Origin of the sequence: Paucilactobacillus nenjiangensis (genome assembly GCF_005405445.1) — a bacterium.
Classification (GTDB): Bacteria; Bacillota; Bacilli; order Lactobacillales; family Lactobacillaceae; genus Paucilactobacillus; species Paucilactobacillus nenjiangensis.
Window position 1 is genome coordinate 1 of record NZ_BJEB01000055.1, and the last position, 15,305, is coordinate 15,305.

Annotated in this window: 12 protein-coding genes, 1 pseudogene and 1 other annotated feature; of the genes and pseudogenes, 11 read left to right on the forward strand and 2 right to left on the reverse strand. The window is 37.5% G+C overall.

Annotated features, from left to right (window positions below; all coding sequences use genetic code 11):
- Window positions 1-124: 124 nt before the first annotated feature.
- The 5 genes and pseudogenes from FFM59_RS07905 to FFM59_RS07925 form a co-directional block, all read left to right on the forward strand.
- A pseudogene (locus FFM59_RS07905) lies at window positions 125-613 on the forward strand (glycosyltransferase); the annotation flags it as partial.
- A gap of 506 nt (window positions 614-1,119) precedes the next feature.
- Entirely contained in the window at window positions 1,120-1,749 is a 630-nt protein-coding gene (locus tag FFM59_RS07910; RefSeq protein ID WP_225420331.1) for a L,D-transpeptidase, read from the forward strand.
- A gap of 480 nt (window positions 1,750-2,229) precedes the next feature.
- On the forward strand, window positions 2,230-2,883 hold the full coding sequence (locus FFM59_RS07915; RefSeq protein ID WP_137602499.1) for a hypothetical protein: 654 nt from the start codon (window positions 2,230-2,232) through the stop codon (window positions 2,881-2,883).
- A gap of 122 nt (window positions 2,884-3,005) precedes the next feature.
- Window positions 3,006-3,249: a binding site (T-box leader), on the forward strand.
- A 550-nt stretch (window positions 3,250-3,799) separates the two neighbouring features.
- Window positions 3,800-4,528, forward strand: a complete 729-nt coding sequence (locus FFM59_RS07920; protein ID WP_137602500.1) for a DNA/RNA non-specific endonuclease — start codon at window positions 3,800-3,802, stop codon at window positions 4,526-4,528.
- Between the two features lie 97 nt (window positions 4,529-4,625).
- Window positions 4,626-6,164 carry a multicopper oxidase family protein gene (locus FFM59_RS07925; protein WP_137602501.1) on the forward strand — a complete coding sequence of 513 codons (1,539 nt, stop codon included), beginning with the start codon at window positions 4,626-4,628 and terminating at the stop codon, window positions 6,162-6,164.
- Between the two features lie 87 nt (window positions 6,165-6,251).
- On the opposite strand, the gene bcaP is transcribed toward FFM59_RS07925, so the two are convergent.
- A complete protein-coding gene (bcaP, locus tag FFM59_RS07930; RefSeq protein ID WP_137602502.1) occupies window positions 6,252-7,700 on the reverse strand; it encodes a branched-chain amino acid transporter BcaP in 1,449 nt (482 codons plus the stop codon).
- A gap of 142 nt (window positions 7,701-7,842) precedes the next feature.
- On the opposite strand from bcaP, the gene FFM59_RS07935 reads away from it, so the two are divergent.
- Complete coding sequence (locus FFM59_RS07935; RefSeq protein ID WP_137602503.1) at window positions 7,843-9,420, forward strand: helix-turn-helix domain-containing protein; 1,578 nt, start codon at window positions 7,843-7,845, stop codon at window positions 9,418-9,420.
- 377 nt (window positions 9,421-9,797) lie between these two features.
- Entirely contained in the window at window positions 9,798-10,178 is a 381-nt protein-coding gene (locus FFM59_RS07940; protein WP_137602504.1) for a VOC family protein, read from the forward strand.
- Window positions 10,179-10,182: 4 nt separating this feature from the next.
- Here FFM59_RS07940 and FFM59_RS07945 read toward each other — a convergent pair whose 3' ends face one another.
- Window positions 10,183-11,055, reverse strand: a complete 873-nt coding sequence (locus FFM59_RS07945) for a LysR family transcriptional regulator (RefSeq protein WP_137602505.1) — start codon at window positions 11,053-11,055, stop codon at window positions 10,183-10,185.
- Between the two features lie 102 nt (window positions 11,056-11,157).
- On the opposite strand from FFM59_RS07945, the gene FFM59_RS07950 reads away from it, so the two are divergent.
- The 4 genes from FFM59_RS07950 to FFM59_RS07965 form a co-directional block, all read left to right on the forward strand.
- On the forward strand, window positions 11,158-11,700 hold the full coding sequence (locus tag FFM59_RS07950; protein ID WP_170175966.1) for a chromate transporter: 543 nt from the start codon (window positions 11,158-11,160) through the stop codon (window positions 11,698-11,700).
- Window positions 11,697-12,251, forward strand: a complete 555-nt coding sequence (locus FFM59_RS07955) for a chromate transporter (RefSeq protein WP_137602507.1) — start codon at window positions 11,697-11,699, stop codon at window positions 12,249-12,251. The genes FFM59_RS07950 and FFM59_RS07955 overlap by 4 nt, the downstream gene beginning before the upstream one ends.
- Window positions 12,252-12,669: 418 nt before the next feature.
- Complete coding sequence (cls, locus tag FFM59_RS07960; RefSeq protein ID WP_225420332.1) at window positions 12,670-14,142, forward strand: cardiolipin synthase; 1,473 nt, start codon at window positions 12,670-12,672, stop codon at window positions 14,140-14,142.
- Between the two features lie 354 nt (window positions 14,143-14,496).
- A partial coding sequence (locus FFM59_RS07965; protein WP_170175967.1) for an IS1380 family transposase occupies window positions 14,497-15,305 on the forward strand: 809 nt, incomplete at its 3' end.

Sequence of the window (15,305 nt, forward strand, 5' to 3'; positions counted from 1 at the left end):
ATAATGTTTTGTTTGAATTCTTTGTCGTAACGAGTTGGCATGTAAAAATTCCTTCCTTTTGAGAGATGATTTATTCAATATACCCTCTCTTAAAAGTTGTCTCAGAAATCAGCTTACATCCAATATTGATCATCGGAATAACGATGAGGCAATTACTAAAATCAATAAAGCTATCAAAAAGTATCATCTGGAAAACAAAGTTAATATTAAAGAATACGTTGCAGATGTTGGTGCCGTTCAACGAAAGGCCCAAATCTATGCGTTGGCCTCCGTCATGGAAGGGTTTAACCTGTCATTAATGGAAGCAACAAGTAACGGGATGTTTGGCGTTACTTATGATGTTAATTACGGACCAAATGAATTAGTCGTTTATGGCGAAAATGGTTATATTGTAACGTTCAATGATACTGAAATGATGGCTAAAAAGTTTGTCGAACTATTTAACAATCCTGATTTATTGCAAGAAATGTCAACAAAGTCGTATGAACTGTCTGAACGATATTCTGAAAAGAACGTTTGGAAAGCATGGAAACGTTTATTAACAGATGCCAATAAACCGGTTGAATACGTCCCAGAAATTACCCATGGGATTGGTGACCAAAGAAAGAAATAGGTTGCTGCAGATAACCAGTAAATTTAGTAATAGCCAATGAATTACAATAAATGTCCATTTAACGGTGTGTCAAATTGAGTAATAATGGTAGAAACTAAACTTTTAAAGGTTGATACGTCAGACCTATTTTAAGGTTAATAATTAGTTAACCAAGCTTTACCAATTTAGTTAAAAACTCTTCACAAATTCTTCACACGGGCTCGGTATAGTTACATCATACCAATTAAACCTCTTTTCATTTACTCCTCCAAAGTAATGAAAACAGTAGCTGGAAAGCAGCTACAATCCTACTCCAAAAAAGTCGATTAGCTTGCCCGAGCTAATCGGCTTTTGTAATTTAATCTAGTTAAAAATCAAGAAATTATATTTTTTTATCAATATTAAGTTTGATTACACAGAATGCTTTAAAATTTAACAAACTAGTAATCCAATTTAATAGGAATTTTAAGGAATTCTTGTTAGAATTGAATGATGAAAAAAAGTAATTAGTAGTAAAGAGGATATCAATGAACAAACAATTTAAACGAATGATTGAAATAACAGGAGTTGTGTTTGTGGCAATGATTTTAATTGTCACTTTTGGCGTGCATCAAACTGAACACGCAGCCACAACTAGCAGTAGCAGCAGTTCTTCTTCTAGTTCAAGTGAGAAAGCCTCTACAACAAAAACTAGTTCTGTAATGAATAAAGTAAACTGGCAAAAATCCTCAGAGAAAGTTGCTTATCCAGATTTGACTAAGTATCCAAATGCATGGATTCATGTGTCATTAGCCAAAAATCGGACCTACATCATGAATGGGAATGATGTATTATATACTATGTACTGTTCTACCGGAAGTGGTGGTGACAACGCCACGCCAACTGGTACGTATTATATTCAAGCTGAGCGCGGGACTTCATTTTATAGTGCTAAGAGCGGCGAAGGAGCCAACTATTGGGTTAGTTGGAAGGATCACGGAACGTACTTGTTCCATACGGTTCCCGTCGACGCTAATGGTAATTATGTTTTGAGCGAAGCAAAAGAGCTTGGGAAGGAATCTAATTCTCACGGATGTGTTCGTTTATCAGTTCCAGATGCCAAATGGATTTACGACAATGTTCCAGAGGGAATGAAGGTCTCAATTACAGAAAACTAAATAATGAATAAAATAAATCGGGTTGCCAATTCGTTGGTAAAATTTAATCAGCGTTATCGTTGGTTAGCAAGAGCACTTTGGTGTTTAGGAGTTTTCACGTTTTTTTCAGGAGTTTATGATCTATTAGCATGGTTATTTGGTTGGAATTTAATTAGTCTAAAAATGTTTCTACTTTTTCTACTTTTAACTGCCGTCTTTTTGATGGCATATCGGGTAGTCATCATTTTAAGACGCTGAATTCTTTACGGAATTGCAGCCAGAATTTCATATTTTCTTCACAGGTACCATTTATGATTATCAGTATACCAATTAAACCTCTTTTCATTTACTCCTCCAAAGTAATGAAAAAGTGTAACTAGTCAATTAGTTACAATTCTACTCCAAGAAGTCGATTAGTTTCCCCAAGCTAATCGGCTTTTGTATGTTTGTAGAGAAGTGTATAATCGTCGACGTAATTAGAGAATTATTAGAGGTGATATTTTGAATAACGAAGAACCTAATACGCGAGTGGGACGCCACGCGCAAGAAAAAGAAGCTAAGCAGGCAAAAGCTACACCAAAAAGTCCTTTTTATGGAGAAAGCCGTGCTGCACGAAAAGCAGATAAAGTGGCTAGAAAAAATAAAGCAAAAGGATCGAAGCTTAAAAATAAGGGCCCTAAGAAGCCGCATAAGAAGCGCAAGCCAATGAAGGTCATCTTATTAGCGTTAGTCGCTTTATTGGTCGTAGTGCTGATTGTATTTGCAATTAAGCAACGTGATCCAGTTTCAACCACTCGTGAATCAGATATTCAATCAAGTTCGAGTTCAAAGAAGAAAGATAGTGGTTCTAAAAAGAAGAGCAGTTCAAAGAAAAGTAGCAGTTCAAGTTCAACGGATTATCAAGCTCAATATTCCGCAAATCAAGCGGCGCAGGCATCACAAAGAGCAGCCGCCGCATCAGCACAAGCGGCAGCTCAATCGCAAGCGGCAGCTCAATCGCAAGCGGCAGCCAATGCTCGTGCTGCAGCAGCATCTTCAGCGGCATATTCACAATCGGTTTCTAATTCGCAAGCATCATCGTCTTCCTCTGCTAGGGCGGCGTCAGAATCAGCGGCGCAGTCGCAAGCCAATACAACTACTAATGCCAATCCATAATCTTGCAAATTGTGGGTGTTAACTTTTTTATGAAAACTCAATAATTTATTTTCAGAAAACTATTGACACTCACATTAAATGAGATTAAAATGAATTCATAATTAAATTTGAATGAGAAAAGTTAATGCACTTTGAGAGGAAAGAGTAGCAGTTGCAACTTCGTTAGAGAGCCTCAGTTATGGTGAGATGAGGTCGTCGTTGTAAATGTGAAAATCATCCTTGAGTGATTTCTTGAAAGCCAACCGGTTAGTAAAGTAAATTGGAAGCACCCATTACAGTGCCTGCGTATGTTTGTACGTAAAGAGACCTAGCTAGTGATAGTTTAGGTGAATTTAGGTGGTAACACGGTGTATTCCCGTCCTATTGAAAATCCAAGTAATTGGGTTTTTGGTAGGGCGTTTTTTTATTCAAATAACTAAAGAGAGGTGGTGGCGATGAAATCGGATATTTCTGACATTAGTCAGATTAAAAGCTCAAGAGAGCGAATTATAGAACACATAGTAACAATTTCTCGCCATACACATATATTAGGTGTGACATTTGGTGATTAAAGTAACTAATCATCTCAAATACCCCCAACTAGCAATTATGATTCAAAAGATCCTTATCAAATCTTTTGAATCGAGGATTTGATACCACCTTTTAAGAAGGCCAAATTAAATTAACGAAATGACTGGTCAGCATTCAGCGTGAGTTAGCTGATTATAGTTTCACATATAAAAATGTTTCACATAGAACAAACACATATTGCATTAGAGAACACATAGAACAAACATATCGTCACAACCATATATATCCCAATTTAGATTAAGTTTAAAAAGTTTCCAGATTGTAACCAGCAATCTTATGGAAGCTTTTTTGTTCGGTAACATAATTCTTCTGTTAAAATAGTAAGTGCACATCAACGGAGGAAATTATGGTTCGGAGACGGAAGAAAAAGAAGTTTAAGGTATCGATTACGACCCTGGTTATTGCCGTGGCATTAGCAATCTTTGGGGGATATACGCAACTAAATAACCAGACAACAGATACGAATAAAGCTACCACTAGTGTTTCAAAAGAAAATTTACAAAAATTGGATTATTCGAATCAACAAATTGTGAATGTGAATGAAGGAAAGCCCACATTTACGAAGGATGATCTCAGTATCGCCCATGGTAGTTGGCAAACTTTCAGTGATTTGGATTCATTAAATCGAGTGGGGACAGCAAATGCCATGTTAGGCAAAGATTTGATGCCGACGAAGGAACGAGATCCGCTGTATGTGCAACCAACCGGATGGCATAATAAACAAGTAAATTATGATGGTAACCGAATTTGGTTATACAATCGAAGTCACATAATTGGGTATCAATTGACTGGTGAAAATAATAATCCTAAAAATTTAATGACCGGGACAGCTAGTTTAAATGCACCGGGGATGGAAGAATATGAAAGCCAAGTAGCTAAGTACATCAAGTCAACGAATCACCATGTACGCTATCAAGTGGAGCCGATTTTTCGTGGGAACGAGTTATTAGCTCGAGGTGTGCATATGCAAGCTCAGTCAGTCGAAGATAATCAAGTTTCATTTAACATCTATATTTTCAATGTTCAACAAGATGTAACCCTGAATTATAATGACGGGACCAGCGTTCAAAATTAATTTAATGCTATAAAAAAGTAATCTCAGTCTACTTCAGTTGGACTGGGATTATTTTAGTAGTATTCTGTAAGCGTATTCAATAAAGGAGGACAAAAATATGACAGAAAAAGTGTTCACCGATTATTTTTTTGATAAGACGGCCTTCAATGTTCACGATGCGGCTTATGTACCTTTAGTTGTACCTGAAGTGCCGGAAACAAAACTATTGATACCTTCGATTTTGAAACCAGATAAAGAAACTGCGACTGACGCCTGGTATACATTAACTGCACAAGCTGGTGAGACGCAAATGTTACCAGGAGCAAAAACAAAAACATGGGGTTACGGGACCAGCGTCCTAGGCCAAACGATTGTGTATCAAGTTGGCAAACATAATCATGTGACTTTGCAAAATCAATTGCCAGAACTGACTACTTTTCATTGGCATGGATTGGGTGTGACTGGTCCATATGTTGATGGTGGGTGTCATGCACCCGTTTATCCTGGTGAAAGCAAAACCATTGATTTCACTTTGAATCAGCCAGGTGCAACTACTTGGCTGCATCCACACCCATGTCCATCAACAGCGGAGCAAGTTTGGCGTGGCTTAGCTGCTATGGTGATAGTCAAAGATGATAGCGAAAACGGTTTGAATTTACCGCATGACTATGGTGTTGATGACATTCCGGTTATCCTTCAAGATCGTTTCTTTGAAGATGATAATCAGTGGGATTATCGGAAACGTTATGATCCAGATGGTATTCAAGGACCAACGCCAGTCATTAATGGCACGGTCAATCCAGTTTTTGATGTGACGACCCAGAAAATTCGGTTACGAATACTTGATGGAGCCAATCGCCGCGAATGGCGACTTCATTTTTCTGATGATTTACCATTCGTGCAGGTCGCCGGTGATTCTAGCTTATTACCACACCCGGTTACTATGACGCATCTTATGATTACCTGTGCTGAAAGAGCTGAAATTGTGCTAGATTTTAAGGATTACCAAGCCGATGATACGGTGACTTTATTTACCGATGATACGCCATTGATTCAGTTTAAAATTCATGAATTTTCCGCAAATCACACTACAATTCCAGAGCGCTTATATACCATCCACACCCCTGAAGTTGATTCGAATACGGCTATTCGTAAAATAGTGATGAGTGGGATGGACGAAATGGTGATGCTCGATGGGAAAAAGTTCGAGATGGAACGAATTGATGCGACTCAGCCAATTGGGTTGGAACAGTATTGGGATATCACGAATACTAATGACATGAAGGATGGGATGGTTCATCCATTTCATGTACATGGCACAGAATTTTTAGTAATTTCACGAAATGGCAAAGCCCCATATCCAAATGAGCATGGTTATAAAGATACGGTAGGGGTAAATCCTGGAGAAACCGTCCGCATTCAAGTGAGATTTTATTTACCAGGCCTTTATATGTACCACTGTCATATTTTAGAGCATGAAGATGGTGGCATGATGGCACAGATCCAATCGTTTGAACCGGGGCAGCCATTACCACAATACGAATTAATGAATATGGACAAGATGACCGCCGCACTAGCGAAAGAACGAAGAATTGACCCTAAGGATTTGTGGCTTGGTGGGATGGAATCATATATGAAGATGGGAATGAAAATGTAAAGTGAATTAAAGAGTGGACTCAATTGTAAAAAATAGTTTTGGTTCAAAAAAGCATCCTCAAGAATGGCGATGCTTTTTAATCGAGAATTAAAGTTTTTTATTAATATCGTTTTTAACGTCGTAAGCGTCCTTAGTCATTTCGTCAATTCCGACTTTTGAATGTTTACGTGAATAACCAAAGTAGACAAACATACCGATAATTAACCAAACAACAAAGCGGAGCCAAGTTAAATGATTCAAGTTGAAAATTAAGAATAAGCAACTAGCCATTGCCATGATTGGAACAAATGGTACCCAAGGCGTGCGGAATACCCGTTTCACGTCTGGTTTAGTTTTGCGTAATCGCATCACAGAAAATGCGACTAATACAAAGGCTGACAAGGTACCGATATTGACTAATTCAGCTAATTCGGATAATGGAATCGAACCAGCCAAAACTGCCGCGATACAGCCAAATAGCCAAGTAGCGACGAATGGTGTATCGGTTTTAGGATTAACTTTACTAAATATTTTTGGCATCAACCCATCTCGAGACATTGAGTAGGTAATTCGGGTTTGGCCGTAAAGCATGACTAACATCACAGTAGTCATACCAAGAATCGCACCTAAATCGACAATGCCGGCCATCCAATTTTGCCCGGATAGCTTTAAAACTGCAGAGACAGGCCGGTCAATATAACTAGCAAACATTGAATAATGAACGACACCAGTCATAATAGCGGTGACGATAACGTACAAAATCGTACAAATCCCAAGCGCGAGGAACATTGCACGAGGTAGTGATTTCGAAGGATTGACAGTTTCTTCGGCTGAAGAAGAAATTGCATCAAAACCAATAAAGGCAAAGAAGACACTCGAAGCAGCAGCGAAGACCCCAGAAGTACCGAATGGCATTAATGGTGTCCAGTTAGATGGTTTGACAAACCGCACAGCTACGACGATGAACAAAAGAACGACAGCTACCTTGATAATCACCATGATGTTGTTCACGCGCTTGGTTTCTTTAACCCCGAGGGAGATAAGTAAGGTAATTAATAAAATAATAACAGTTGCGGGAAGGTTAAAGTAAGACGTAACACCATGCGCTAAACTACCTGGTGCAGCAGTTAAAACGGTCGGAATGTTAATTCCAAAGCCTTCGAGGAATGATTGAAAATAACCTGACCAACCGACTGAAACAGTAGTGGCTGACAGTAAATATTCTAGCATCAAATCCCAGCCAATAATGAAGGCGACAATCTCGCCAATTGAAGTATACGAATAAGTGTAGGCGGAACCGGCGACTGGGACTAGTGACGCAAATTCTGCGTAACATAGTGAGGCAAACAGACACGCCACTGCAGCAATCACGAATGAAATCATTAATCCAGGCCCGGCAGTCAAAGCACCTGTCCCAGTTAAGACGAAAATCCCCGTTCCGATGATGGCACCAATTCCTAACATTGTTAAATCAAAGGTTTTGAGATCTTTTTTCAGCGGACTAGCGTAGCTTCCGTTAATCAGCGTCGATAAATCTTTTTTTCTGAGTAAGTCCAAAATCAACACTCCTTTCGTATGATTATTGCTAGTGTAGTTCTTAATCAAATTTTAATCATTGGACGAAATGGCTAAAATAAATCTACTATTGGTTATTATGCCTAAAAAGTGTATAATTGCTTAAAATTGGAGGCGATAAGGCTTGAAACTAAAGGAATTAATAGAAGAAGATTTATTATCAGGAGTAAAATACATAGCAGGTGAGAATGGCAACTATCGAACCATTAAAACTGTTCAAACCATTGAAACGACTCAGGTTGACAAGTATCATCAAGCTGACATGCTATATTTGCTTGATAATAACGAAATGTTAAAAAACAATGAGAAAATGACAAAATTAATTACCCAATTAGTTGAAAGTCACGCTGCCGGAATTGTCATTATGGAGAATCAAGCTGAATTTCTTACATACGATTTATTAGAATTAGCGGAACGGTTAGCATTCCCACTAATTAAAATGCCAAACTTATTTTCATTTAGTGATGGAATGCAGTTATTTTTCGAAGCAATGCTGCAACAACAAACAGGACAACTGCGTAAAATTATTCAAAGCAATCAAGATTTGGCAGATTTAGTGTTGAAACATCCTAAAGTCGAGGCAGTTCTGACGGCCGGTTCAAAGATCATGGATACCCCGATTGTTTTGTTGAATAGCCACTTTCAAGTGGCTGTCGCTTCTCAAGAATTACATGGGCAAGAAAATGCGTTAACGAAATTTTTCCGGGAAACTAGGATTGATTATTTCTCCTTAGAAAAGCGAATTACGGTTGAAATGGGGGATGATGACTACACACTGTTCCCATTGTTTCCAGCGTTTAAAGAAAATAAGGCCTTTGTTGGGGTGAAAAATTATCGTGATACCGACGAATTTAGAATTATTTTGCAACAGCTAATTATGAATACCTTGAGCTTCGTGAATAGTCAAATTGATATGTTAAAAGAAAGTGATTTTCGTAATCTCTCAGGTTTCTTTTTGAATGTCTTGGACGGCGGCGTTTCTAAGGAGCTATTGGAAAAACGGCTTTTGGAGATGAATTTAAATCCGAACACGAAGTACACGGCCATCATGACGAATGTGATTTCTGTTGAACCTAGCAAAATGGTCAATTATCATATTTTGGAACAAGTGCAACAATTGGTGACTTGGTTTATTAATGAATACGACTTGCCAGCGATTGTCTTTTCTTGGCGCCAACGATTAATTTTATTGTTGGACAGTTCTGAAAATGAAGACCATTTTGTGACGGTACTGCAAGAGTTCATTTCAGACAAAATACCAGACTCATATCAATTTTTGATTGGTTACAGTAAGTCGTCGGCAACGATTGAAAACTTGATTGATATTTTTAAGGAATCACGTGAAGCTAGTCGAACCGTCGAACAAGATCCAGCCTTAAAAATCCGCCGTTACCAACCAAAATATGTGCAAGAGTTATTATCATTAATTCCGCACGATGAATCTAGCGACTTTACTGATAAATTTTTAGCACCCTTGTTAAAAATGGATAACGTGGAAGAACGCGAAGCTTTGATAAGTACTTTGGAACAGTATTTTTACTATCACCAACAATTAGCACAAGTAGCACGGAGTATGTTTGTGCACCGTAATACGATTATTTATCGAATCAAAAAAGTTGAGGACCTATTAGGTGTTGACCTAAGTGATCCCCAAACTGCTCAGAATGTGCAATTTGCGTTGTGGTTGCATAAGGCAAACTAGAGTGTGACTTCGACCGTTAAATCAATGAGTATTAACGAAATAATTGAGATTTTCGTTGTTTGAAAATTAAATTATTAGTTAAACGGAGTTGATTGGTTGAAAGAACGTGTTTCAGCAAATTAGAGTGTGGACCAAATCGGGAATAATTGAGTACTAAGGAAAAGCCAGAGATTGTTGTTCTTGGACAATATCTGGCATTTTATTAGACGGAGATTATTGATTTGGGTAACACGTTTCAAACTGGTGAAGGGTTTGAGTGGACGAACACAACATTATATTTATGGGTAGATGAAAGGTCAGAGACTGTCGATAGACGACAATCTCTGGTATTTTATTACACCAATATTTTGTATAATCAGACTAAAAGGTGTAATCAGATGAAAATTTCACATATAGCGCTATACGTTGAAGATTTAGAAAAAATGCGCGAGTTTTACGAAACTTATTTTGGCGCCACTGCGAACGATAAATATCACAATCCAAGAACGGGTTTGTCGACTTATTTTTTGAGCTTTGATGATCAAATGCGCCTAGAAATAATGCAACGGCCAGATGTCACTAATCACTTGATGGCACCACAATTAGGATATACACATTTAGCGTTTAGTGTGGGAAATAGCAATGAAGTTGATGCAATAACTACTCGCTTAGCCAGTGCTGGTTTTCAAATTGTGAGTGGACCCAGAACCACTGGGGATGGCTATTATGAAAGCGTCGTGCTTGATCCTGAAAATAATCAAATTGAAATTACGAAATGAAGTGTTACTTTTCGGCCGCAACAAAGCAATCAATGACGGATTGATAAATTTTGGATTTTATTTTACCAGGATGAGTGACCGCGTAATTGATTGTTTCCATTGGATGGCTTAATATATTAAGCCGAACTAGCGAGCCTTCATCCAAAGACGGCTGAGCTAAAGGTAACGGCAAAACAGTAATGCCCAGATTTGCTTTCACTGCTTGAATTAAAATTTCAGTATTAACACTTTCTAAAATGGGAGCTACTTCAATACCTAGTTGATGAGTTAATTCATCGAAACGGTCGCGAAGAGTGCTCCCTTTTTCACGTAAAACAAAATTTTGTTGGAGCAAATGCTGAGCTTCAATGACGCCACTCTTTGCTAAATTATTTTGTGGAGCGCAGACTAAAAACAGTGGATATCGAGACACAATGGATTTATCGAAATTTTGATTGGTCATAAATCCTTCAGTGATGGCCAGGTCGATCTCACCTGCTTCCAGGCGATGTTGAATTTGGATTGCGTTTTCAGCAAATAGTTTTACAGAAATTTCGGGGTGAAATGTCTGAAATTGTGTGATGGCTGCTGGTAGTGAGTGGTTTCCGATAGTTAAACTGGTCCCAATACGTAATGGGATTTGTTGTGAGAAATGGTCATTAAAATTTTGTAGTTGCCTAAAATCGAGAACTAGTTGATATGCTTTAACGCGAAACAGTTTACCATTTTCGTTTAGTAGTAATCGGTTATCGATTCTGTCAAATAAGGGAATCTGTAATTCATTTTCTAGTGCTTTGATAGTTTTTGAAACAGCTGGTTGCGAAATATACAATTGATTGGCAGTCTGCGTAATTGATAATGTTTCACAAACTGATAAGAAGACTTCTAATTGGCGCAAATTCACGACATCACCCCATGACTTTTTAGTTATGCTTAGTTTGCCATATATGTATTTTTAGTTATCTTAATAACTGGGTATAATCAAATGTGGAGGAATCTGATGAATAAGAATATGACTCTTTTTAAAGTATATTTACTTGCGGGCACGTTTACATTTTCTGGTGGAATGGCAATGCTCCCAGTAATTGAACGAGAATTATGTGATAAGCTTAACCTGATTACCAAAAAAGATTTATACGAATACACCACATTGTCGCAAACTTTCCCAGGAGTGATTGCATTGACCAATGCTTGCTTTGTTGGTAAAAAAGTTAACGGAACCGTGGGGATGATTGCGGCAGGTCTCGGGGCGGTGTTACCGGCATATATTTTAATGTCAATCGCGACGGTACTGTATCAATTAGTACCACAAGATGGCATTATTTTAAGCATTTTGGGTGCAATCAGAGCGACTTCAGCAGCATTTTTAATTACCGCAGCCTATTCAATTGCTAGATATAATTTAAACAATGTCGTAAATATTGGGATTGCGTTGGTTTGCTTTATCCTGACAATTTTTAACCTTGTCAGTGCCCCCATGTTAATTGTCTTGGCAATCGTGTTTGGTATTATTCTGACGTATGGTCGGCAGGTGAAAAAATGATTATTAAAATATTTTTAGTGTTTCTGAAAATAGGCTTTTTGGGATTTGGCGGTGGTTATGCGATGCTGTCGTTGATCTATCATGAAGCATCAAAATTTGGGATGACAATGGCTCAATTTGCCGATATGAATGCGCTCGATGGAATTATTCCAGGACTGATTGCGATTAATTCAGCAACGTATGTCGGTCAAATGTACGGTGGATTTTGGGCAGCATTAGTTGCAACGGTGGCTGTCAGCGTACCGTCGATGATTTTTGTTCCTTTATATGTAAAATATGAAGCTAAAATTAACAAGAATTATTATTTGAATCAAATCTTGTCGTGTATTAAAGCTGCTTCGGTGGGACTGATCTTTGCCGTTGCTTTCTTATTGATTTTATCCATTGGTTTAAATGTTGAAAATATCTTTAATTGGCAGCACTTATCGATAAATTACACTTCATTAGGCATCATTGTTCTTGTAATTTTCATTTATTTACGATACGAAATAAATCCAATCATTCTGATCTTAGCGTCTGGATTATTGGGTGGATTGGTATATTTAATCTGATAATTAATTCGCGCTAAATGATTAGCGTGAGTCCGTTAATTGTCATGGCCTAGTCAAAACATGTCTTAACAATTGGACACTTTATACTCCGGCATCAGATCAATTGTTTCAACGCTCTATTTTGAAACGCGCTCAATAAACCAACACATTCCGTCTAACTACATCTAAAACAATTAACAAATACATAATTGTTCTAGACTATGTTAGTACTCGTGTGGTTACGGGTTATTTCACGCTCTATTTTTTATATTTAAAGTAAAATGCCAGCACAATAAGCAACAAAAGTACGCAAATTGTGAGTCCTGGGTTCTCTTTTAACAACATATGTAGTGCATGGTATTGGCCAATGCCAATAGGTAGTGTAAAATGCATAGAATAATCACCTTTCTAAAGAGGGAATGAATAAGAGGGGAATTTTATGGTACTTGAAAGTTTATGGATGACAAATTGGGAAATTATCAAATATGGAATCATATTTGTGATATTTTTGAATATCATTTTATCTATCTTCACGGTGTTCCGGGAAAAAAGAGATATTTCGGCAACTTGGGCATGGCTGTTAGTGTTAATTTTATTACCAGTCGTTGGTCTTATTATATACTCAATTATTGGTCGAAAGTTACCTCAAAAAAGATTAAGTCGATTGCAAGTCGATGAAGAAAAAAATATTAAAGCGGCGATTGAGAGTCAGAAAAAAGAAATTGCCGCCAATCAAAAAACTAGTAAGCGATTAGAAGAATCCGAATATCGATTAGTAACTTTTTTTCAAAATACTGATGACGCCTTTTTATCTCGCGAAAATAATGTGGATGTCTTTACTGATGGCACCAAGCTATTCGATAAAATGATTGAAGATATTCAAGCTGCCACTAAACATATTCATATTGAATTTTACACATTTTACAATGACCTAATTGGAAATGCAATCTTAAGAGAATTAGAGAAAAAAGCGCTTGAGGGCGTTGAAGTGCGAGTCTTGTATGATTCATGGGGATCGATGGGAACTAAACGTAAATTCTTTGATCAACTACGTGCTAATGGTGGTTTTGCGGAACAATTCTTGGGAGTTGGGTCGAATCTTTTGAATTTACGATTGAACTTTCGTAACCATAGAAAAATTGTGGTCATTGATGGAGAAATTGGATACATTGGTGGCTTTAATATTGGTGATCAATACTTAGGTCGTGACAAAAAGTTTGGCTATTGGCGTGATACTCATTTAAGGATTGAAGGGAAATTACTGTCCTTACAATCACGCTTTTTAAGGGACTGGAGTGCAACAAGTAACAAAATCAAGATTACTGATTATTCCAAATATATCCAAATTGACCGTCCGAATGGTAATCGACAATTGCAAATTGTTTCTAGCGGACCAGAACATGATTTGGAAAAAATTAAATTAGGTTATTTGAAATTAATCAACATGGCACAAGACAAGCTATGGATTCAATCACCTTATTTAATTCCTGATGATAGTGTCTTAGATGCTTTGAAGTTGTCAATTAAGTCTGGGGTTGATGTAAGGATAATGATTCCCAATATGCCAGATCATCCATTCGTGTACCGTGCTTCGCAATATTATGCACATGATTTAGCAAATTCAGGAGCAAAAATTTACTTCTATGAAAATGGCTTTATGCACGCTAAGACTATGGTAGTCGATGGGAAAGTAGCATCTGTTGGCTCAGCTAATATGGATTTTCGTAGTTTCAAATTGAACTTTGAGGTCAATGCATTTCTGTATGACAAAGATACTGCAGATGATCTAGAAGATGCTTTTTTAGAAGATATTAGAGCAAGCAAAATGATGACTCCGAAAGATTTTGAAGATCAATCATTATGGTTAAGGATCAAACAAACCTTATCAAGATTACTTTCGCCAATTCTATAAACAAGTAGACTACTCAATTTCTAAGATGAAATTGGGTAGTTTTTATATTCGCCTAAACAAGTTTAAATTAACAATTTGAAGGAACCGTCAAATATCATCCAGGGCTTGTTATGAAATTCACAATCACTCGGTTGTCAATCGCCAAATTCTTCAAAATAGTTTTAGAATCCAGAATATTTATATAAATTCACTATCCTGATTTATTCACAAAGATATGCAAAATACCCATCAAACACATGCATCACGCGTTTGATGGGTATTTTGTATTTTCACCTTTTAAGTACACAAAAAGAGACTCAGCTCTGGTATAGTTAAATTGCTAAACAAAACCACATGAGAGAAGAGGACTCTATATTGAAAACTTTACAGGAAATGGCATTAAATTTCAACAAAAACATTTTAGTATCGCATACGGGTGGTCAATTATCTTCCGATGGCGGGCTAACATTGTGTGTAGAGCTGATGGCAAAATTCCAGTTCACCATCTTGGCCGACAAACTATTGAGGTTCAATGACCAGCGACGATATTGTCAACACAGTAATTCTAGTATCTTAAAACAGTTAATTCTTCAGATTATTGCTGGTTATAGCGCAGATTCTGCGGCAACTTTTTTAGAAAAAGAACCGCTTTTTAAATTATTATTGGATAAACCGTCTTTGGCTTCACAAGCAACAATATCACGTTTTTGGCAACGCTTTGATAAAGATAGTGTTAGCACATTACAGACTTTAAATGAGGCTTTGATCGACCGTGTTCGACTATTAACCAATCAGACAGCCACGATTATTGATATCGATTCGACTCACTCAGACACTTATGGCAAACAGGAAGCCACTAACTACAACGCACATTATGGTACTGAAGGATATCATCCATTACTGGCAACTGATCAAGATGGTAACTTATTGAAAGCTGTCTTGCGTCCTGGAAATGCCTACACCAGCAAAGATGTAAAAGCTTTTTTAACACCACTATTAAAGCATTATCAAACTCAGCTGCCCACGACTGACATTCTGGTTCGTGGTGATAGTGGCTTCGCCACGCCAGAAGTTTACGATGTCTGTGAAGCCAACGATGTGTTTTACATTATTCGACTCAAACGCAATCGAAAATTACAGAATCTAGCTGAAAAGTTCGTCAAGATCAGTGATCAAACCCAGTG

Excerpts from the sequence above, each read along its gene's own strand:
- FFM59_RS07950 (WP_170175966.1), top strand. The coding sequence starts at position 11,158 with ATGAATAAGAATATGACTCTTTTTAAAGTATATTTACTTGCGGGCACG.
- FFM59_RS07955 (WP_137602507.1), top strand. The coding sequence starts at position 11,697 with ATGATTATTAAAATATTTTTAGTGTTTCTGAAAATAGGCTTTTTGGGA.
- FFM59_RS07925 (WP_137602501.1), top strand. The coding sequence starts at position 4,626 with ATGACAGAAAAAGTGTTCACCGATTATTTTTTTGATAAGACGGCCTTC.
- FFM59_RS07910 (WP_225420331.1), top strand. The coding sequence starts at position 1,120 with ATGAACAAACAATTTAAACGAATGATTGAAATAACAGGAGTTGTGTTT.
- FFM59_RS07920 (WP_137602500.1), top strand. The coding sequence starts at position 3,800 with ATGGTTCGGAGACGGAAGAAAAAGAAGTTTAAGGTATCGATTACGACC.
- cls (WP_225420332.1), top strand. The coding sequence starts at position 12,670 with ATGGTACTTGAAAGTTTATGGATGACAAATTGGGAAATTATCAAATAT.
- FFM59_RS07940 (WP_137602504.1), top strand. The coding sequence starts at position 9,798 with ATGAAAATTTCACATATAGCGCTATACGTTGAAGATTTAGAAAAAATG.